This is a genomic window from Melioribacter sp. (assembly GCF_049325435.1).
In the GTDB taxonomy this organism is placed as follows: domain Bacteria; phylum Bacteroidota; class Ignavibacteria; order Ignavibacteriales; family Melioribacteraceae; genus Melioribacter; species Melioribacter roseus.
Window position 1 is genome coordinate 1 of record NZ_JBMOLD010000017.1, and the last position, 21,255, is coordinate 21,255.

20 protein-coding genes and 2 tRNA genes are annotated in these 21,255 nt (G+C 40.1%); 6 read left to right on the forward strand and 16 right to left on the reverse strand.

Going from position 1 to position 21,255, the window contains the following annotated elements:
* The coding region (locus tag ACOYVE_RS12910; RefSeq protein WP_422882303.1) for a GDSL-type esterase/lipase family protein at positions 1-1,624 on the forward strand (1,624 nt) is incomplete at its 5' end.
* 47 nt (positions 1,625-1,671) lie between these two features.
* Here the strand turns inward: ACOYVE_RS12910 and ACOYVE_RS12915 are convergent.
* Both ACOYVE_RS12915 and ACOYVE_RS12920 read right to left on the reverse strand, forming a co-directional pair.
* Positions 1,672-1,742, reverse strand: a tRNA-Gln gene (locus ACOYVE_RS12915).
* A 75-nt stretch (positions 1,743-1,817) separates the two neighbouring features.
* Positions 1,818-5,477 carry a Ser-Thr-rich GPI-anchored membrane family protein gene (locus tag ACOYVE_RS12920; RefSeq protein ID WP_422882305.1) on the reverse strand — a complete coding sequence of 1,220 codons (3,660 nt, stop codon included), beginning with the start codon at positions 5,475-5,477 and terminating at the stop codon, positions 1,818-1,820.
* 141 nt (positions 5,478-5,618) lie between these two features.
* Between ACOYVE_RS12920 and ACOYVE_RS12925 the strand changes: the two genes are divergently transcribed.
* The 4 genes from ACOYVE_RS12925 (at position 5,619) to ACOYVE_RS12940 (ending at position 7,681) form a co-directional block, all read left to right on the forward strand.
* Positions 5,619-6,434: an NHL repeat-containing protein gene (locus tag ACOYVE_RS12925; protein ID WP_014856667.1), complete on the forward strand. Its 816-nt coding sequence runs from the start codon at positions 5,619-5,621 to the stop codon at positions 6,432-6,434.
* A gap of 133 nt (positions 6,435-6,567) precedes the next feature.
* Positions 6,568-6,882, forward strand: a complete 315-nt coding sequence (locus ACOYVE_RS12930; RefSeq protein WP_157867383.1) for a DUF2085 domain-containing protein — start codon at positions 6,568-6,570, stop codon at positions 6,880-6,882.
* Positions 6,879-7,388, forward strand: a complete 510-nt coding sequence (locus ACOYVE_RS12935; RefSeq protein WP_014856665.1) for a DUF4199 family protein — start codon at positions 6,879-6,881, stop codon at positions 7,386-7,388. Before ACOYVE_RS12930 ends, ACOYVE_RS12935 begins: the two co-directional genes overlap by 4 nt.
* Complete coding sequence (locus ACOYVE_RS12940; protein ID WP_014856664.1) at positions 7,385-7,681, forward strand: hypothetical protein; 297 nt, start codon at positions 7,385-7,387, stop codon at positions 7,679-7,681. The genes ACOYVE_RS12935 and ACOYVE_RS12940 overlap by 4 nt, the downstream gene beginning before the upstream one ends.
* On the opposite strand, the gene ACOYVE_RS12945 is transcribed toward ACOYVE_RS12940, so the two are convergent.
* From ACOYVE_RS12945 to ACOYVE_RS12995, 11 genes are all read right to left on the reverse strand, one after another.
* Complete coding sequence (locus tag ACOYVE_RS12945; RefSeq protein WP_014856663.1) at positions 7,656-8,330, reverse strand: energy transducer TonB; 675 nt, start codon at positions 8,328-8,330, stop codon at positions 7,656-7,658. The two genes, ACOYVE_RS12940 and ACOYVE_RS12945, sit on opposite strands and share 26 nt — an antisense overlap.
* Positions 8,323-8,730, reverse strand: a complete 408-nt coding sequence (locus ACOYVE_RS12950; RefSeq protein ID WP_014856662.1) for an ExbD/TolR family protein — start codon at positions 8,728-8,730, stop codon at positions 8,323-8,325. The genes ACOYVE_RS12945 and ACOYVE_RS12950 overlap by 8 nt, the downstream gene beginning before the upstream one ends.
* Before the next feature lie 8 nt (positions 8,731-8,738).
* A complete protein-coding gene (locus tag ACOYVE_RS12955) occupies positions 8,739-9,389 on the reverse strand; it encodes a MotA/TolQ/ExbB proton channel family protein (protein ID WP_014856661.1) in 651 nt (216 codons plus the stop codon).
* Between the two features lie 20 nt (positions 9,390-9,409).
* Positions 9,410-11,407: an SPOR domain-containing protein gene (locus ACOYVE_RS12960; protein WP_422882307.1), complete on the reverse strand. Its 1,998-nt coding sequence runs from the start codon at positions 11,405-11,407 to the stop codon at positions 9,410-9,412.
* 13 nt (positions 11,408-11,420) lie between these two features.
* A complete protein-coding gene (locus ACOYVE_RS12965; RefSeq protein ID WP_422882308.1) occupies positions 11,421-13,001 on the reverse strand; it encodes a hypothetical protein in 1,581 nt (526 codons plus the stop codon).
* On the reverse strand, positions 12,998-15,970 hold the full coding sequence (locus tag ACOYVE_RS12970; RefSeq protein ID WP_422882309.1) for a tetratricopeptide repeat protein: 2,973 nt from the start codon (positions 15,968-15,970) through the stop codon (positions 12,998-13,000). Before ACOYVE_RS12970 ends, ACOYVE_RS12965 begins: the two co-directional genes overlap by 4 nt.
* Positions 15,971-16,166: 196 nt before the next feature.
* Positions 16,167-16,925 (reverse strand): tetratricopeptide repeat protein, encoded by a 759-nt coding sequence (locus ACOYVE_RS12975; protein ID WP_014856656.1) that lies wholly within the window; start codon positions 16,923-16,925, stop codon positions 16,167-16,169.
* A 35-nt stretch (positions 16,926-16,960) separates the two neighbouring features.
* Positions 16,961-17,044 (reverse strand) — tRNA-Leu (locus ACOYVE_RS12980).
* A 70-nt stretch (positions 17,045-17,114) separates the two neighbouring features.
* Complete coding sequence (locus ACOYVE_RS12985) at positions 17,115-17,570, reverse strand: hypothetical protein (RefSeq protein WP_422882310.1); 456 nt, start codon at positions 17,568-17,570, stop codon at positions 17,115-17,117.
* 19 nt (positions 17,571-17,589) lie between these two features.
* A complete protein-coding gene (locus ACOYVE_RS12990) occupies positions 17,590-18,120 on the reverse strand; it encodes a hypothetical protein (RefSeq protein ID WP_422882312.1) in 531 nt (176 codons plus the stop codon).
* Complete coding sequence (locus ACOYVE_RS12995) at positions 18,107-18,661, reverse strand: RNA polymerase sigma factor (RefSeq protein WP_014856653.1); 555 nt, start codon at positions 18,659-18,661, stop codon at positions 18,107-18,109. Before ACOYVE_RS12995 ends, ACOYVE_RS12990 begins: the two co-directional genes overlap by 14 nt.
* Positions 18,662-18,777: 116 nt before the next feature.
* Between ACOYVE_RS12995 and ACOYVE_RS13000 the strand changes: the two genes are divergently transcribed.
* The gene (locus ACOYVE_RS13000) at positions 18,778-19,236 is read left to right on the forward strand and encodes a Spy/CpxP family protein refolding chaperone (RefSeq protein ID WP_422882314.1); all 459 of its coding nucleotides are present in this window, start codon (positions 18,778-18,780) and stop codon (positions 19,234-19,236) included.
* 40 nt (positions 19,237-19,276) lie between these two features.
* Here the strand turns inward: ACOYVE_RS13000 and ACOYVE_RS13005 are convergent, their stop codons facing one another.
* The 3 genes from ACOYVE_RS13005 to folE are packed head-to-tail and all read right to left on the reverse strand — an operon-like array spanning position 19,277 to position 21,254.
* Positions 19,277-19,987, reverse strand: coding sequence for an SDR family oxidoreductase (locus ACOYVE_RS13005; protein ID WP_014856651.1), 711 nt, complete (start codon positions 19,985-19,987; stop codon positions 19,277-19,279).
* The gene (locus ACOYVE_RS13010; RefSeq protein WP_422882316.1) at positions 19,984-20,688 is read right to left on the reverse strand and encodes an SDR family oxidoreductase; all 705 of its coding nucleotides are present in this window, start codon (positions 20,686-20,688) and stop codon (positions 19,984-19,986) included. The genes ACOYVE_RS13005 and ACOYVE_RS13010 overlap by 4 nt, the downstream gene beginning before the upstream one ends.
* Positions 20,688-21,254, reverse strand: coding sequence for a GTP cyclohydrolase I FolE (gene folE, locus ACOYVE_RS13015; protein WP_014856649.1), 567 nt, complete (start codon positions 21,252-21,254; stop codon positions 20,688-20,690). Before folE ends, ACOYVE_RS13010 begins: the two co-directional genes overlap by 1 nt.
* Position 21,255: the final 1 nt, after the last annotated feature.

The window sequence follows — 21,255 nt, forward strand, 5'->3', positions numbered from 1 at the left end:
AAAAACCGACAGTACATACAGAATATTCGTATTGGGAGGCAGCAGCGCGGCAGGTTATCCTTATATGCCGATGGGTTCTTATTCGAGATACTTGAGACGTAGACTCGAATTAAATTATCCGCATAAAGAAATAGAAGTTATTAATTTAAGTTTAACGGCCGTGAATTCGTATACAATCAAGGATTTTATTGGCGAAGTGGTGAAACAGCAACCCGACTTAATTTTAATTTACGCAGGTCATAATGAATATTACGGCGCGCTTGGAGTCGGTTCTTTAGAAAGCTTCGGAAGCACAACCTTTAGCGCAGATATATTAATCTTTTTGAATAAATTCAAAACGACTCAGTTAATCAGGGATATCATTAAACAAGTTTCAAAATTAATATTCAATAAAAAAGCAATAAACAGCGGCACTTTAATGTCGCAAATGGCAAAAGAAAAAGTAATCCCGTTTAATTCGGAAAAATATAAAGAGGGATTGCGTCAATTCAGCAATAATCTAGAAAAGATAATAAGACAAACTAAGTCAAATAACATTCCTCTAATTGTATCGACCGTAGCTTCGAATTTGAAAGACCAGCCGCCATTTATATCAACGGAAGCGAATGGATTGCCCAGAGCGGATAGCATATTTACTTTAGCTGTTGAGAGAGCGAGATATTCGAATTTTAAAAGTGCAGATTCGTTATTCAGATATGCCAAAGATCTGGACGCTTTGCGCTTCAGAGCTCCTGAAGAATTAAACGGTATAATAATCGACCTAGCGAAAAAATATAACGTATCTTACATTGATTCAGACTCTCTGCTGGCTAGCTCCTCGCCCATGAAAATTATTGGCGATAATTTAATGACGGATCATCTGCATCCCACTCTTGAAGGGCAGCAATTAATAGGTAAATTATTTTACGAACGAATTGCACATTTAAAACTGCTGCCTGAAGGGACTCCCAAATACCCGTTAGAAATACAAGACAGCATAACACGCGCAAACTTTTTTTTCTCCGAGCTCGATTCGACTATAGCAGTTTACAGGATTAAGATACTTAAGAATGACTGGCCGTATAATAAAACAAATAAAAAATTAAGCTATAAAGAGCTCTTGAAGCCTCATACTTTCATAGATTCGGTTGCATACAAAGTAGTAGCAAATAAACTGACATGGGCGGAAGCGCAGGATTTAACCGCCAGGCATTTTTTAAATGCAGGCGACGTTAAAAAATTTGTAAATCACATTGGTTCGTTAATTTATGAATATCCGTACATTAAAAGTAACTACATATTGCTGGAAACCATTGCTGTCGATTTCCTCAAACAGAATAAATTCCGCGAAGCGCTGGAAATACTAACTCTTCATTACAGTCTTAAACCTGACGCATTTTCAACTAAATGGATTGGTCAAATTATGTTGAGCGACGGTAATATAAAGGAATCGATTAAATATCTCGAAGAATCTCATTCATACAATCCGAACGACCAGCAGGTTATGTACAATTTAGCTGGAGCATATGCATTAAACCAAGAATACAACAAGGCAAAAGAACTTACAGAACAACTGATAAGAATAAATCCTACGTATCCGGGCATACAAAATTTATATTCTCAACTCTTGCTAAATACCAGGTAGAATTGATGTGATTGTTAAAAACTCGGATAACTCTTGGTAAGATTTTGCTGCCCCGCAAGGATTCGAACCTTGAATTCTTGATCCAGAGTCAAGCGTGTTCCCATTACACCACGGGGCAAAATCAGCATGTCAAATTTATAAATTCGGAATCTTCTATACAAATAAAAATCCCCCGAAAACGGGGGATTTTATTTTAATTTCCCTGTCCCTGGCGCTTATTGAGCCAGAACGGAACGTCGTTTACATCCCAAATATTTGGATTGTCGTGATCTACAATCTTGATACGTCCCAATGTAGAGAACGGTCCTGTAACAGCATCATAAGGATAGAACCATTCGTAGGCTCCCGTCGACTGATGGTTTGATACAAGCAGCGTCCAGGTAACTCCATTGTCGAGACTGTAATAAATATCAACTGAAGTTACGGCATAAGATGTCCACCTAATATCCATCGGATAACGGTCGGGATTATCTGTCGTAAAGTATTCGGTTTCATCGCTCGGGAATTCTACTCTTATCATTTTACTTTCTCTAATCGAGAAATAACCGTCGGTAACGTCGCTTGCCGTAATGCCCGGGTCTGCAGACGATATCCTGATTTTGCAATTATCTGAACTGTCGGGTCGAGGCGAATCAAGCCTGCCGGGCGCCCAGATAAAGCTGCCGTCGTTATCCGTGCTCTCCGCTCCCGGCACCGTATACCAAGTGCCGCCGCCGTTAGTCGACCATTCGATCTTAACTTTCTTTATATTATTTGCGTTCCATCTTATTTCATAGGGATGGTAGTTCTGATAGTCGGTGGCGCTAACATTATATTTACTCGTAAGCCATTGCTCTCCGCCGTTTGGCACAAGGATCTTAATAGTCGGCGGTTCTTTTACTTTGAAAACGCCGTCGCTGTAATCAAGAGGCGATCTATCTGCGGCGTCGCTTATTCTTATGACGTAATTATCGGATACAATCGAAAAGCTCGCTTCATAAGAGCGGATTCCGCCTCCTTCGTCAGCGCCCGAGACGCTGTCAACCAGTACTTTCCAATCCAGTTCGCTGGTAGTATTATACGGATTAAATTCAATCCTGACGTATTCTATTCCCTGAGATCTCCATTGAATCTTAAACTTCTGACCCGACAAAATTTCTACTCCTGAAGTGGGATAAATCACTTCGATACTCTGACTCGGTTGAATGGAAAATGTACTGTTGCTTTCGTCAACCGGAGTTCCGTCCTGACTGTCTTTAATTCTGACTTTGCATTGAGTAGAATTTACGTTTGGAACCGGATTCCACTCGTACGAACCCGAACTCGGATAATTTGAGACTATCGGCGTCCATGTTAATCCGTTGTTAATTGTATATTCAATATCCACATTAGTAACAGCTTTTGAATCCCACTGGATATTTTGTGATGTGCCCGACTGCCATTTTTCTCCGCCGTTGGGCGATATTACTCTCATTGTTTGTGTAATTTGATTAGATATCTGGAAATTATTGTCGGAGACGTCGAAAGGCACTCCGTCGGTAGCGTCGCTAATTTTTATCCTGCACTGCAATGAATTTGTATTCGGAACGGTGTTCCAGACATAAGTACCAATACTTTCGACAGAATTAACTATTGTTACCCAGTCAGCGCCTCCGTTTATAGTATATTCGATTTTAACATATCTAACATTTTCAGAAGCCCATCTAATTTCTACCGGCGTTCCGTAGAAAAGACTTTCTCCTCCATTCGGTTCGAGCACCTGAATATACGGTTCGGGTTCAATATTAAAGAAAGCGTCGCTTTCGTCGCTCGGACTGCCGTCTTCAGCGTCGCTTATGCGAATTTTACAATTTGTCGATGTAGTATTCGGTATTTTACTCCAGTTATAAAACCCGGTACTGGGAGTGCTTTCTACGATTGTATTCCAGCTAATTCCGTTATTAAATGTGTACTCGATTTTTACGTTTTCAATACCCGCGGCGTTCCATTTAATATTGTAACTTCCTCCGGCAGTCAACGATTCTCCGCCGTTGGGGCTCGTTACCTGAATTAATTGATTTCCTTTATTAGTAATCGAGAATACATCGTCCGAGACATCTGCCGGAATCCCGTCGTCGGCGTCGCTTATCCTTATTTTACATAACAGCGAGTTTACGTCAGGAATATTATTCCATGCAAAGAATCCGGTACTGGGAGCGCTTTCGACTATAGTCTTCCATGAAGCGCCGTTATTAATCGAATATTCAATTTTCACGTTTTCTATATTTGTCGATTTCCATATAATATTATCGCTCGATCCGGCGTACCACTCTTCGCCGCCGTTAGGCGTTAATACCGTTATATTCGGTTCGGACAATACAATGAAAGTACCGTCGCTTTCGTCAATCGGCGACCCGTTATCGTAGTCGAATATTCTGATTTTATATTGATTCGAAGGCACGGTAAAACTAGCGGGATATTTACCGTTCGAAGGAGTTTTTTCGACCAGTTGATCCCAGGTAATCCCGTTGTTGGAACTGTACATAATTGTCACGTTTTCAACGCCGATTGAATTCCATCGAATCGTATCGAGCACGCCCGCAGTCCACGTTTCGCCTCCGTTCGGATATACAACTTCGATTTTGGGTTTGGGCACAATCCTAAATACCTTGTTGCTCTGGTCGACGGGATTGCCGTCTTCGGCATCTTTTATTCTGATAAGGCATTGAGTCGAAAGTTTATCCGGGACGTTCCATTCGTATGCGCCGGAATTCGGTACGTTCTCTGCAATTACATCCCATGTAAGTCCGTTATTAGCCGAGAATTCGAGACTTACATTTTTAATCCCAACCGAAGACCATGTAATATTTTGAGCAGTTCCCGCCTGCCAGCTTTCTCCTCCGTTGGGACTTGTAATTTCGATTGCCTGACTTACCTGATTGGTAATTTGGAATGTGTTGTCCGAAACGTCCCACGGCTCGCCGTCGAGAGCGTCGTAGATTCTAATCTTACACAGTTTCGAATTTAGGTCGGGTATATTTTCCCATTCGTAAAAGCCCGTGCTCGGTATAGAATCTTCGATTGTAATCCACTCGTATCCGTTATTTATCGTATAAGCGATTTTTACATTCTTAATGTTTTCAGAAAGCCATTCGATTTTCTGGGTAGAACCGGCAAGCCAAATTTCACCGCCGTTGGGCTCGAGCACTTTTATCTGAGGCTCTGGTAAAATCGAGAATACATTGTCGCTTTCGACGTAAGGACTTCCGTCTTCGGCGTCTTTAATGCGAATTCTCGCCAAAGTAGAAGGCGTATTCGGCACTGGTTCCCAATAAAAAATACCGGTATTTTTTTTGTCGGTAGCAATATAATTCCAGTGATTTCCGTTATCGGTAGTGTATTCAATTATTACCGAATCGATGCCTGTACTGTACCATTTAATTTCCTTCGAAGTGCCGGCTTCCCATTCTTCGCCGCCCACAGGGCTAATAATTTTAAGACTTTCGTTACTGCTTCTGATAATGCTGAAAGTAGTATCGCTTTCATCGAAAGCGGTTTCTTCTATATTCGTAATACGAACTTTGCATTGGCTCGATATCTGGCTGGGAACCGGGAACCAGACATACACGCCGGTATTCTGGATACTGTCGGCGATCGGAGCCCATTTGCCGCCGTTATCTATCGAATAGTAAAGGTTAAGGAGCGAAGATGTAGTGCCGCTCCACTTGATTTCATACGATGTGCCTTCAATAATAACTTCGCCTCCGTTGGGGGCAGTGATTTTCAAACTTTCCGTAACGCCGCCGCCGGGACCCGTAATGTCGGATTCTTCTTTTAATTTACATGAGGAAAACACCAACAGAATTACAATTAATATAAAAAATGATTTTTGCATTTTTTCCTCGGTAAGATAAATAATTATTACTGGTTTAATTTACTAAATTCATTTATTTTTATTAAACAAAAACTCACATAATCCGTGCCTATTATAAAAATGGTAATTTCAGACTTAAAATATGGTTCAGTACTTTTTTACATGTCATTTTTACTTTTCATTTTTACATCGACAAAGGCACAAAATCCGGTATTCAGTCACACAATAGGCGATTTTACGTCGGCTCAGGCATTTTCGATCGATCCTTCGGGAGCAATCTACATAGTCGACATTTCCACCAATGAATTGATAAAGATCGACTCCGTTGGAGCGGTTATAAAAGTAATTGGCGGTTACGGCTGGGATAATTACACATTCGATTTCCCGGCAGACGTATTTTCGACGCTTTTGAACGTTTATGTCGCCGATAAGTATAACGACAGGATTCAAATTTTCGACAAAGACCTGAATTACATCACAACGCTGTCGACTTATTCATCCGAGCCGTTCAGGCATCCGGTCGCAGTAAGCGTATCCGATCAGGGCGACGTATTTCTTATCGATTCGGACAATAGCCGTCTCCTCAAATTTACTTCCGACGGTCAGTTCCTTCTGGAAATAGGCGGAATGCTCGCCGGAGATTTCGCGCTCGAGAATCCGAAAGCTTTTTCGATTATCGACAATAAAATTTTCGTTCTCGATTCACCGAACTTGTTTATTTACGACCTTTGGGGCAATAACATAACAAAAAAGAGTTTCGAGTTCGAGCCCGTAAACCTCAATTCCACGTCGACCGGATTAACAATTAACACTTCAAAGAACGTCTTTTATGCGTACAACAACAGGGATTTACTGAATCTACCCTTAAATAAATTCTCGCCGGAACTTGAAGAACCGATTACCGACTCGATTTTGTTCAACCGTAAATTATACGTCCTCACATCCAAAACAATTTACGTCTACAACATACGCAAATAGAGTGAAATTAGTCTACCGATTAATATTGATTTTCTGCATTTCAATTTGGTTTCTCCTAATATTATCGGAATTTTGGATTTATAATTTACCCGATTATTTGTACTTGACGCCTTTTATTAAAAAGGCATTTTCTGTGGTATGCCATCAAAATCCGGAAAGGACAATAATAATCGACGGTCATTCGATGATGGTATGCGCGCGATGCAGCGGTATTTATGCGGGAGTTTTAATCGCCTCGTTAGCCGTCGTTTTTTACGGGAAAATTTTTCTTAAATCCAATTTGCCGTTCTATCTATTATCCGCTCCGATTGCAATCGACTGGCTCCTGGTATTACTCGGCATAAAAGAATTTTCAAAGATTACCGCTGCGTTTACGGGTTTTCTTTTCGGTTCGATAATATTTTTATATTTTTACAGCTCGTTAAATAAGAAGAACAGAAATAAATGAAAAAACATTTACCAGCGATAGTAAGCGGATTCGGAGCCGGAGTCCTTTCGATAGTTCCGCTTGCCAAAGGATTAACCTGCTGCATAATTGTTCCGTTTGCCGCTTATATGGCGCTTATACTCGACAGAAAATCCACTCATGATACCGGCAGGATTTCGGCGTCGAGAGGCTTTATAATCGGAGTTATGACGGGAGTGTTCGCAGCGATTTTCGGTTCGGCCTTCGACATTTTGATTACATACATTACGCGCAGTAACGACATCGTAGCTTCGTTTCCGGAATTTCAAAAAATGATAAACGATTTTCCCGTTAGCGAAGCCATTAGGGCGGAGATTATCAGCATGTTTCAAAATCTGCGCAACGACATAGTTACAAACGGATTCTCATTTCTTTATACTTTTTCGGTGCTAATTAATAATTTTGTAGTCAATACATTGTTCGGAGCTATAGGCGGACTTGCCGGCGCTCAAATAATCAACAACAGAGTCGGGAACAGCGAAGAATGACGGCAGCATTGTTAATGGCGCTCCATTTAATTTTTATCGCTTATATTTTTGCACTTAAATATCAGGAAGAATCGATCGGCTCGGCTTTCCTGAACGTGGCGTTGATAATTATATTATTTACAGTCGGCTGGTCGATCTCGAGCAGCATTGTAAAAATATTCTTCGATTCCGAAGGTATAAGTCTGGAATTGAACGCCGATACGATTTCATTAATTTTATTGAGTATCGCAGAGTTCTTTTTTTACCGGTTTTACTACGGTCAAAAGGCTACTGAAGCCGGTACGGAAATGTAATTATTGCAGTCTGTTCGGTTTGTTTTGCATTTGGCGGGAGAGGCTCGAATCGCCACTGACGAAGAGAATTTATAGCCGCCATTTCGAGTTTAGCGTCCGCTTTAATAAGAGGAATAATTTTTCCCACGGTACCGTCGGGCAGAATGGTAAATTTCAATTTAACGTCGATTTCTTTGGATACTCCTTCGGGGTATTCGGGCAGGATGTAACTGTAAATTTTTCTGATTCCTTTTCCCCCGAAGTCGAGTTCAAACCCGAAGCCTCCGAGCCCTTCGCCAATGGCTTCGGTGCCGCTCAATTTATTTTCTTCGATACCGTCGCGATTATTGTCAATTTCTTTCTTTGTTTCTTCTTTCTTCTTATCCGTTCTCTTTACGATATTGTCCGAATCTTCAGCGCTAGTCTTTGGCAGTTCAACTTTTTTTTCTTCCTTTTTAGATTCTTCCTTTTGTTTTTTGGGCTCTTCTTTTACTTCGTTTTTTGTGACGGGACCTCTGCTGCCGGCAAAAGTCCCCGTACCGAACCCGACGGTTACGTAATCTTCCTCTTCGAAATTAACAGGCAAATGAATAAAAGCAAAGAGAGCGATAATAACGACATGTATCAAAAAGGAAGCTATATAAGAATTTTTCCTTACCCTGTCATTCATACTCTGCTTTCTCTGTCTCGATAGTAAATTTATCGATGCCCACGCCTTTAGCCGCATCGATTATTTTAATTATAAGATCGATATTGACTGATTTATCGGCTCTTATTATGAGATTACTTTCGTTTGTCTGTCTTTTCAGCATATCGAGACGGCCTGCAATTCTCTCTATCGAAATTTCTTCGTCCCCCAAAAAGCTCTGATTTCCTTCCGTAATTGTAACGATTAATTTTGCCGGAGCGACCTGTTCGTTATTCTTTGCAGAAGGTAATTTGATCTTCACTCCCGTTTGAATAACGAATTGAGACGTAAGCAGGAAAAATATAAGTAAGAGCATTACTATATCCGTTAGAGAGGAATATGCAAAAATGCTCAAAGGTTTATTGTTGGTTTCAAATTTCATATTCAACCTCAGATATTAATTTCCTCGTCGTCATCAATTGCGCCTTTACCCGAATCTTCGAGAATATCGATGACGTCTGTAGTTACCAGTTCTATATCCATAACCAGTTTGCTTATTGCGCTTACGAAATAATTGTAAAACGCCAAGGCGGGAATGCCCACAATCAATCCGAATGCGGTCGTAATTAAAGCTTCCCAGATACCTCCGGCAAGGTCCGCCGGATTTGCCGAGCCCTGCAATTCCTGAATTTTCATGAATGCTGTAATCATACCGGTAACAGTGCCCAAAAATCCGAGCAGAGGGGCTATACCCGATATCGACGCCAAAATTGGCAAACCTTTTTCAAGCTTGGCTATTTCCTGTCTGCCAGCGCTTTCGATTGCTTCAACTACGCGTTGATGTCCGTGCCTGTATTTTTTTAATCCTTTTTTTACGATATTCGAGACCGGAGTTCTTTCGGCAATACATAGCGCTATGGCGCCGTCGATATCTTTCTTTTTCAGCAGGGTTCTAATCCTTACCAAAAAAGCGGCCACATTTACTTTTGCTTTTTTAAGGACAATAAATTTTTCAATAATAATAGCAACAGCAATCAAAGAGCAAGCCAGGATTAAATACATAATCCAGCCGCCTTTCAAAAAAATTGAGAGTAAATCCATAACTGCCTTCCGTTAGATTATTAAAAATTTTGTTCGTAAAATTTACGCGCTTCCGATTCGCTTCCAAAAGGACCGACGCGTACTCTGAACCAAAGCCCTCCTTTTTCGGGAATATTTACTTTCATTATATACGCGTTATACCCTTTCCTTTTCCAGTTGCTCACTTCGTTAATCGCTTTGGTTTCGTTTCTCCAGGACGACGCCTGTACGTAGTATTTTGAACCGTCGGTAAAAATGGTTTTAAATACGCGTATGTCGTTAGCCGGATTTATATACAAACCGGCGTTATTAACGGTTTGTCCCGGAGTTGAAGATGCGGATTTATTCGTTTTATCCTCAAGTTTTGCAACCCTTGGGAAATCGTCCTCGATTACCGGAGGTATATTTTCGATTAAATTTTCGTTTTGTTCTTCTGCCAGCGACGCTATTTCGGAATTATTATGTTCTTGCGCAACAGAAGCGTTCTGTTGACCGGCGTTTATCTCAGGCTCAGTTTTCTCGCCGCCGTTGAAAAACAGATAAATCACACCGACAAACATTATCAAAATGAACAAACCGATTATTCCGTATTTAAAATATCCTGTTTTACCTTCATCCTCTATTTTCTGTTCTTCTTCATATGTGCTTCGAGTAGAAGCGTTAAAGTGTTTTTCTTCGTTTTGTTCGACGAATTCATATTTTGTGGAAATTCTTTCTTCCTGAAGTTCTTCTTTTATAGTGGTTTCCAGTTTTTCAAACAGATTTTCGGAAACGGGTCGAGGCGATTTGAGAATATCTTCATCACGCACATCTTCCATTTCTTCCTCAAATTCCGTGTCGTCATAATTTTCAAGTTCCTCTTTCAATTCATCGCCCCAATTCCACTCGGTATTTTCCTGTATTTTTTTTCTGAGTCCCAGGAATTCGTCTTCGTCTTCGACATCTACGTCCACCGTCTCGTGCGTATCTTCAACCTCGATTCGTTCTTCAAAGTCTTCCAAATCCTTTTTGCGATGTTTACCCAATTCAATTTCTATTTCCGCGGTTTCATCTTTTCCTTTATTATCCTCGTCTTCATCTTCCAGCATATTCTGCGTTTCTTCTTCGTCCGTTCCCGCTTCTTCATTCTGTTCTTCCGGAGTTTCATCAACGGTTTCGCTCAGATCGACTTCTCCATCAACTTTTTCCGCAATCTCATCATGCGCTTTTTCGTCCTTTATTTCTAATTCGCCAGTATCTTTCGCCTCGGGAATTTCCTCGTTGTCGGGATTTCCTTCAGCCGCCTCAGAGTCCAGATTTTCTAGCAAATATTCCAGACCGAATTCATCTTCGTTTTCGTCGGCATTTTCTTCCCTCTCGGTCAATTCGGTAGTTTCGAACGTTTCGTAATCTTCCAGCAATTTACTTGGAGTTAAATCGCCTTCCTCTTCCGTATCTTCGGCATTAGCATCGGTGTCCCGATCGTCGATTATATTATTAACTATGTCTTCGGAAACCTGATCTTCGTCAAAATGAAGGTCGGCGGTTAGTTCCGATAATTCCGTTTTAAGGTCAGATTTCGGCTCGGATTTTTCACTTTTATAATACTCGTCCCAAATATTGGCATCGGGTATCCGTTCCGATTCGGAGAGGAGGTCGTTCGTACGCTCTTCAATTAATTTTTTGAATACTATAAAAGACGCTTCGGCGTCCTGCTCTGCTTCTTCGCCGATAGGGAGTACCGGTTTGCCGACTCCGATACTGAATGTCTCAGTGTCCTCTGAGGGCTCTTCGTAAAAATTCAGAGGCGTCTCGATAGAAACGAACGTAACTTTGTCGGATAAACTTTCTCTCAAGGGAGAAAAAAGAATTTCATCCGCTTTGTCCTCCGCGTCATTTTTCTTCAATTGAAAGAAACCAACTCCGGGAACTTTGATTGTCAATCCGGGTGCAAGCTGCTCGGCAAGCTTCTTAACAAAAATCGTAAAAGCCAGTTCGGTTTCACTCGAGGAAACGCCCAGAGTACTTGATATTTTCTTTTTCAATTCGTCAATAGTCATAACAAATCCTCTTTTACCATCTGTAAGTTGCACCCCCTATCAGATCAAACGACTTTTCCCGATAATTCGGATACACAAAATTACTTTTATTCAGGATGTTTTGAAAATCTGTCCAGAAATATAAATTATCAAACATTTTATATTCTATTTTAAACGACAAATTATGGTAGTCCGGAAGAATATCCGTATTGGTTAAATCGGTATAAGCTCCCTTCATAAATCTATATGACAAGACAATGTTAAAATTATTTGTAATTTCTTTCATGTATGTCGCGTCGAATCTAATTTCCGGCTGAAACGGAATTATCATACCTGCGGAGTTCTTAATTTTATAGTAGCCTGCTTTGAGATTGAGATAACCCGGAATCTGAGATTTCAATATTAACTCAACACCGCCGGAATATGTTTTAACATCATTTTCCGTAATGAGGTTGTAAAAGCCCGTTTGCTCATTGTCGAGAAAATAGTAGTAATTATCGGACGCCTTATATTCTGTCCAGACGCCTGCCGTAAGAATATCCGTAATTCCGTAATTGATGCCCGCTTTGAAAGCCGATTTGTTCTTAAGAAAGATGTTGCCGATGAAATTATTTTTCAAATACGGATTTTGTTTGTAAAGGGAATAGAGGTCGACAAATTCGACTCGAGGTTTATATTCGGCGTACGCCGAGAGACCTTCGTCAATTTTGTAATTCAACGCCACAAACGGATATAAAGATGAATTATCTTCGTCGGAACTGTACGTAATTCCGCCTGTTACAATTAGGTCGGACAATGAATATAATTTTATAAAACCGGTAAAGGAATAAAAATTTTCGCGGAAATTAATATTCGTATGGTCTGTCATTTGCCTTTTTATACTTGCGCCGCCGCCCAAAGAAAAAAGAGAAAAGTTAACGGACATTTCGGCTTTCCCGGAGAACAACTTTTCGTTCAGGTCGAAATTGTTATGTCTGAATTGTCTGCCGTTAAAATCAAAGTCGAAGTTGAATTTGCGAATGAATTTATTCCGTACGCTAAAATTAAAATTCATCAAGTCATTTTCACTCAGGGAGTCGGGGGTTGCGGCTCCGAAATACCTATAAGAAAACCGTTCGTATAATCCGCCGAGACCTACGGAAGTGCCGGGCAGGAAATCGGAATTCGGACTCACGAAGAAATCGTTTTTCAAAGAGACGCCCGAAGTGTTGAAATATGCATAATCCGTATATTCCTTAATGTTTTTGCCCCATATATCGAGACCGAACAAATAATTGTCGAATGGAGCGGATAAATTCAATTCTCCGATCGGATAAGTATACAAACCCAAGCCCACATTCAATCTTCCGATATAATAATCATCTGCACTTATTCCCGGTATATGCTTTACCGGAACGGATTCAATTAAAAGAGGCATTAACTCCGGCGAATAATTCGGCAGAAGAAAATCTTTGGAAATAATCGGAATCAATTCCGGCTTAACTTTTTCGGCTTTCGGAATCTGTATCGACTGACTTCCGGTAATTACAAAGTCGGGCAATTCAATGCTCTTTTGTTCTTCCTGAGCCATTAGCGCCGCGGAAAAGATCAATAATAAAAAGATAATTCGTTTCATAATCGTTTTAATTTTTTATTTGCTTCGTCTGCATATTCGCCTGAGTTGTGTCTTCTTAAAACAGCCCTGTACATTTCTCTGGCTAATTTTTTATCGTTTAATTTTAGATAGCAATCGCCCAGACGGAGAAGAGATCTGGTATACCAATCGTCATAGGCGGCAAAAACAGATCGCACGCGGACGAACGCTGTGATAGCCTCGTTAAATTGTTCCTGTTCCATGTAGGATAAGCCCAGATAGTATTGAGCTTCTGCGCCTATATCGTCCAGTCGTTTTTCTGCAACTTCTCTCAATAGCGGTATGGCGGACTCGTATCTTTTTTGATTCAGCTCCAGTTTCCCCGTTTCTACTTTGGCTTTATCTGCAAACAGAGTGCCGTCGTAATAGTTAATTACTCTTTCAAAAGTTTGATACGCCTTTTCCAAATTATTGCTCTTTACTTCTATTAACGCGCGCGCAAAGAGCAATTCCGGCATTCTTTTCGATTCGCCCGTTTTGCCGATAACTTTGTTGAGCGTTTCTACAGCCGAGTCAAATTGTTTTTGTTTCGAATAAAGATTGGACAATTCAAGGGCGGCGGAAACAGAGATATCCGACGTCAGCGATAAATTCAAAACCTGATTAAAAGCCGCAATCGCTAAAGTATCGTTATTTATATTAACGGCGCTTTTGCCCAGCCAATAATACGCGTTCTTTAAAAGAGCGCTCGTCTGGTACCTATTTATAAAATCGTAATAAGCGTTTATGGCTTTATAGTATTCGCCTACGCTGTAAAATATATCTCCCTTTTTAAGGTAAAATTGGTCGCTATATTTTTGATTCGGATAGCGTTTTATAAAATCATCTATGATCTTAACAGCTTTGTCTATTTCGTCTTTTGCAATGTAGGAGTATTGTATGCCGTTGACTGCGTCGATAATGTACGATGTATTCGGATACTCGTTAAGAACTTTTTCGTAATAAATCAAAGCCGAATCGTACTGCCCCATGTTGTAGTAAGAATCCCCGATTGAATAATAAGCAATCGGAATCAGCGCGGAATTCGGATATTTTCTGATAAGCCGCAAATAATTATCTACAGCCCAGTCGTACTGGTTTTGCTGAAAATAAATCCACCCGATAACATATTGAGCGTCGTCAGTATAATTAGAATAAGGAAACAACTTCTGCAAATTTGAAAATTCGATTACCGCCTGCGCAGTTTTACCGGCTTTATAGAGAGCCTGGCAATACTGATAATAATTTTGCGCGCTGCTTATTGCGTTTTCTTTCTTAAATAAATCTTCGTATATCGCGCTGGCTTTATCAAAATTTTTCATACCGAAATAACTGTCTGCAAGTCGCAATTTAACTTCCTTGCTTATTTTCTCGTTGCCGTATTTTTTCAGATAATCGTTAAAATAATAGACGGAATTCGGAAAGTCCTTTTTGTTGAAGTAAGCATAGGCTTTACCCAGGATTACCTGCTTATTCAACAGTCGATCGTCGCTTGCAGCCAGGTTATAATGTTTAATGGCATTATCGTATTCGCTCAAAAAAAGATACGATTCGGCCATATAAAAATTTACTTTGTCTTTTTCGAAATCTCTGAATTTATTATATAAAAACGTAAGATCGTTTAGAGCGTCGCGGTACTTATTCAGATAAAATTCCGATATTCCCTTCCCCAATTTTGCGCGTTTGTACGGCTCGTTATAACTATTATTAACGCTCAATGCTTCGCTGAAATAATTTCTAGCCTCGGCGTATTTTTTTTCTTTTAATTTAAGTTCTCCGAGCAGAGTAAGAGCCCGGCTTTTAGTCTCTAAGTCGTCGGAAGCCGCCGCATGTTTCAAAATCGATTCGGCGTCTTTTTGAGTAGCGGATTCGAACAACAAAGCGCCTTTACTCAAATTTACTTTTGACGCCAGAGGGTGATTCGGATAATTTTCGATGAATTCCCGGTAGAGACGATCTGCTTCTTCCCGATCGTTCATATATCTCTTTGATTCGGCGCTCCAGAATAAGGCGTAAACCGAAATCGTGTCGTTGCTTGTTCTATTTAGACTGCTGAAAATTTCGTATGCGCCCTCGTAGTCTTTGTGCTGAAATTTAATCCATCCGAGGTTGTAAGTAATTTTTCTCCGGGTATCTTCCGATATATCGGAAACAACCAGTTTAGACATTAATTTTTCCGCTTTATCGTATTCGCCCAATCTCATAAAAGCGTTGGACAGATAATAATCTTTCTCTATCCTCGATTTATCGCTCAGTTTTTCGAGAATGGGATTGCTCAGTTCGAGAGTAGTTGTAGTGTAATCGCCTATCTTAAAATAGCAGACGCCTATACGCATCTGCGCCAAGGGCGCCAGATCGCTGTCTCCGTAATATGATAAAAGCTCGTCGTAATTTGAAATAGCTTCCTGGTAATCGCCCAATTTTTCGTAAACGGCGCCTAAAGAATAAATTGCGTCTACCAGATATTTGTTCGTAGTAGCATTCGATATGCTCAAGTTGAAGTATTCTTCCGCTTCGTAATATTTATTTTCCGCCGCGTACGATGCGGCGAGCCAGAAATATGCGGTTCCCAAATGAGCGCTTCCGGGATATTTTTCTAGGAAATAAAAAAGCCGTTCCCTGCACTTCCGATAAGTTCCTGAATTGTAATAAATTTCGCCGAGACGCAGAAGCGATAACTCATGATAATTTGAAAAGGGATAATCGGAAATCAGAGTTTCGAACTGAGTCGCAGCCGCCGAATAATCCGATGTATTGATTAAACTTTCTCCGGCATAGTACAAAGCTGCGGCTTTAGTCCCTGCGTTTGCGCCTTCGGAACGGATGATTATTGAGTAGTAACGGTAAGAATCGGAATAATTTTTTTGATTGTACAGCTCAGCGGCTTTATCAAAAATTTCGTTCAAAGACTGCGCCCTGACAGTGGCGAGGCAAAAAATCATTAAGGATAATAGAATTATTTTACGTTTCATTTAACCCGTATTTTTTTATAAGAACTATTTAATATGCCTCGAAGTAAAAAGCGATAACGTCATTTCAAAAAATAACAATAATTTATCTATAATGATAATACAGCTTTTTATACAAGCGCCCGGCCGCTACGTTCCTTGTTTAAATAAAAAAAAAGCCGGCTCGATGAGCCGACTTTTCAGGAATTTTTACCTAAAATTACCTCATATATTTCAATTCGTATTCAGCCAGTTTTTTGTATTGCGGATCCTTCTTGGCCAGTTCGAAATATTCTTTGGCTTTTTCAGTATCTTGTTTTTGTTTCAAAGCGAGTCCTTTGTAATAATAAGCCGCTCCTTTAAGTTTTGAATTCATAGAGATAACCTTGTCGGCAGCTTTAATAGCTTCTTCATAATCGCCGTTTTCGTAATAAGTATTTGCCAGTAAAACATAAGCCGCGTCGAATTCGCTGTATTTAATTGCTTCCTGAAGCTGCTCGATTGCTTTTTGATAATTGCCGTCTTTCTTCGATTCTTCTGCTAACTTAACATAAGCGCGGGCGATATTATCATTAGCCTTTTCTTTAAGAGATTTTTTAGTGGTCAGTTCCGCAAATTTTTTAAAGGCTTCTACTGACTCCTGATACTTGCCTTCAATAAAATACGTACCGCCCAAACCATTATAACCAAGACTGAATTCAGGATTGATTTCTACGGTTTTGCGAAAAGCTTCTTCGGCTTCGGGTAATTTGTTTTGCTTTTTATATGCAACTCCTAACTGGTAGTAAATTCTGTAATCCTGAGAAGTCTGGAGAGCTTCCTGGTATTTTTTTATAGCATTTTCGTAATTGCCTGCTTTAAGAAATTTATTTCCTTCATTATATGCTTTAGCAGCGTCAACGGGCATCTCCTGAGCATAGAGCGAAAAAGCAACGAATACAAATGCCAGCGATAAAACAAATGAGCGTATTTTTTTCATGATATCATCCTCATCTTATTATAAAAAAGAACTCGTGCGGAAGGCGGGACTCGAACCCGCACGCCCTAACGGGCACTACCCCCTCAAAGTAGCGTGTATACCAATTTCACCACTTCCGCATAATGACGGGTCAAAAAATAAATTCATATTACCAAAAATGCAACACTATTTTTATGGAATTGGAAATTTTTATCTATTCCGCTTCATCAGTTTTCGAGCCATATCCCGTCTGAACGTATATTCAAAAACAATTAATTTGGCAATTTCGTTCGCTTCGAGAATTTCCTCGAGACTGCTGTAAAATTTTAGTTTCTCTTCGCTTATTTTCATATCGATCGAGTTGATTTCCGCAATCGCCTTTTTGTAGTAATTATTGTCCGATTTTTTCTTCTCAATATTTTCTTCCAGTTCGCGCACCAATTCTTTCCTTTTTTCCAGTAACTTTTTTACTTCGTTTCTATATTCATTTCTTTTGGCGAAAAAACGAACAGCTTCTTCTTCGTTCAGGTCGAGAATTTCGATAATTTTGGCTTTTTCGAGCTGCTCGAACTTTTTATACTCTTCCCACCCTTTTCGCTGCTGTCTTTCCGGCTGCGCATAGATCACAAATCCCGAGAGTACTATAAGCATAAATATTTTTTTCATAATTCCACCTGTATTTTTTTCATTTTTCATTAAACAGCAAATCCGAATCGATATAAAGTTCGGTAAGCAGATTATCGTCGGTTAAAAGATAATCAACCAGTTCCTGGTCTTCAATGTTTTCGGTTTGAATATCAATTGTATAATCGTCTTCCGAATTGCCTGCTGCCAGATATTCCGTAACTATGTTTCGTATCACTTCCTCCTGCTCTAGAACATAGTCGGCGTTCGTATTTACCGGCGTATTGACAAACGAGAATATCAAAACAAACGCTACAACCATCGACATGGAAAGAGCGTAGACAATTTTTCCGAATACGACTTTCCCCTGTTTTTTGCCGATTTTTTCTCTCACTCTGGGAAGAAGATTCGTAAAATAGCTCTCGTCCGCTTCCGCCTTCGAGTATTCTTTCAAACGGTCAATTAATTTTCCGGTCTTATCGAATTCCTCTTTCAAACAGGGCGAATCCGACAATTTTTTCTCAAGCAATTTCTTTTCCTCATTGGTCATTAAACCGGAGTAATACTTTAATATTTCTTCATTCGATTTCATAATTCATCCACTCCGTTATTTTTTTAATTGCATGGAAATATGTTGCTTTGAGACCGCCGACGCTTTTTCCAGTAATCTGCGATATCTCTTCATAAGAAAATTCGTCAAAATTACGCATAATGAAAACCTGTTTTTGTTTCGGCGGCAGCTTATTGAGCATTTTTTCGAGCTTTTCCAATTTTTGTTTGTTATCCAAGTCTTTAATAATATCCGTTTCCGATTTCAGATCAAAATCCGTATCCTCGTCGTCAATCGAAAAAAATCTTTTAATATTTTTTCTCTTCAACAGATTAAGGCTTCTCGTCGTTGCAATTCTGTAGATCCAAGTAAAGAGAGACGACTGAAAGTTAAAAGTATGCAGTTTTTCATAAATCACAATCAACACTTGTTGAGTAACTTCGTCGGCGTCGAGATGATTTCCCAGCATTTGCCTTGCATGCCAGTAAATCCTTTTCTGGTATTTCCTGACAATTTCATTAAAAGCAGTTTCATCGCCTGCCTTGAATCTATTTACCAGTTCGAAATCGTTGTCTTTATTCATAGCGTTCGTATTGACTACTTTATAGACATCTCAGCCCCGGACAAGGTTTAATTAAACCTGCCGGGATAAGCGGCTGTCCAATGGTCGAATTCAAAATTAATTAAGGAGAAATCAAAATGAAAAAATTAATTTCACTCGCGCTCGTACTAATGCTCGCAGTTCCGGCTCTAACTTGGTCTCAACCTTTTGACGGAAAAGGCCGTATGCTTCTTTGCGATAAATTGAATTTATCCGAAGACCAGCAAAATCGTATCGACGAACTAAGATACGAATTAAAAGAAAAACTTATCGACCTGAAAGCCGAACTTCAAAAGAACCGTCTTGAAATGAGAAAATTGAAATCTCAAAACAAGATTGACGAAAAGCAATATATGCAACTCGTAGAAAATTGCAACAATATACGTTCGGCAATAAGGACCGAAACTGCCAAACACTGGCTTGCCGTTTATAATCTGCTCGACGACAGTCAGAAAGAATTATGGGCGAAGTACAGAAACGAAAACTTCGGGTTTGGGAAAAAATTTAATAACAATTGCTGCGACGGACAACCCCGCTTTAAAAGATGGCGGAGATAAGCGATAGCCTCTGAGGCGCCTTTGAAAAAGGGCGCCTTTTTTATTTCGGGTTTGTAGGACGAATTTCGATTTCGCTTGCGAGGGCGTTTTGAGGCAAATCGATAATAACCGCGACGGTTTCAGCCACATCTTCGGGACTCAATACCTTTGAAATTTCCTTCGGCGCTACAGGAGTATCGACAATCATATCTGTTTGCACGGATCCCGGACACACCGCCGAAACGCGAATATTATATTCTCTCAATTCGAGCATTAGCGACTTAGTAAAACCCATCAATGCATGTTTTGTCGCAGCGTAAGTCGTACCATAGACGAAAGGGTTTTTACCCGCCAATGAAGATATATTGATGATTGTTCCTCTTTTATTTTGAATCATTGACGGCACAACGGCTTTTGTAAAATTAAAAACCGCGTACATATTTACATTCATTTGGGTCATAAACTCTTCGACGGATACGTCGACAAATTTCTTAAATATCGCCACTCCGGCATTATTAATCAAATTGTCCACTTTCCCGAATTTGTTCAAGACGTCTTTTACCGTATCATCAATAAAATTTATATTAGCAATATCGCCCGCATAGATAATCGGAGTGCCTCCTTTTCCCGTTACGATACTCGCCGTTTCGTTAAGTTTGTTTTTGTCCCTTCCTATTAATACCAGGGTACCTCCGTTTTGAGCCAGTCGGACAGCTATCGCTCTACCGATTCCGCGGGAAGCGCCCGTTATAATTGTTACGCTATCTTTCATTCAAGATCACCTTCCTTTGGTCTGAGAATAATTTCTTCGGCGACTACATTACTTTTAATTAGTGCGAGGTCGTAAACAAGACTCGCAATTTCGCTTGGCGGCATCATTCTGTGCGAAAACTTTTCGAGAATTCCGCTGTCCCATATTGGAGTTTTCGTAGCGCCGGGGATTACATTAATTACCCTTATATTGTACTTTCTTACTTCCTCGCGCAAAACATTCAGATAGGCGTATAATCCGTTTTTGGAGGCGGAATATGCGCTGCTGTTTTTGAAAATTTTTTTTGTTACAACAGAAAGAATATTGATAATCGTTCCTTCTTTTCTTTCAATCATGTCGGGCAATACCGATTTAATCGTATAAATCGAACCGAGCAGATTTACTTCGATTATTTTTTTTATTGTTTCGATCGAGTCGTTTTCCGCTTTTTCAAACGACGTAAGTCCGGCGTTGTTTATCAATACATTAAATTTATATTTGGAGGAAAATTCTTTATAAAACTTGTCCACTTCGGCAAAGTCGGATACGTCCAATTTACAAGGCGTAATAAGGGAATTTTCTTTTTCGAGAGCTTCCAGTAAATTGAGTCTTCTCGCCGTAGCAATAACCGTATGCTTTTTATTGGCAAATTCGAGAGCCAATTCTTTGCCGATACCGGAACTTGCTCCGGTTATCCAAACCGCTTCTTTTAGTTCTTTCATTATATCCTCTTTTGTGCAATCAGATTAAGGAATTCGGAACGTGTGCGCGTGTCTTCGGAAAATACGCCGTGCATGGCGCTTGTAGTAGTTATCGAATTTTGTTTTTCCACGCCGCGCATCATCATACACATGTGATAAGCTTCGATTACAACAGCCACTCCGGCGGGACTGAGATATTCTTCAATTGTGTCGGCAATTTGCTGAGTCATTCTTTCCTGCACCTGAAGTCGTCTGGCATAGGCGTCTACGATCCTCGGCAGTTTACTGAGCCCTACAATTTTACCGTTGGGTATATATGCAATGTGAACTTTTCCGTAAAACGGGAGCATATGATGCTCGCACATACTATAAAAATCGATATCTTTCACAATTACCATCTCGTCGTATTTTTCTTCGAAAATGGCTCCGTTCAGGATATCTTCGATTTTTTTGTTATAGCCCTGCGTAAGGTATTCATATGCTTTAGCTACGCGATGGGGCGTGCGTTTTAGACCTTCGCGCGAAGGATCTTCGCCTATTTCGTTAAGTATCGTAAGCACCGCATTTTCAACTGCTTTTCTATCCAAC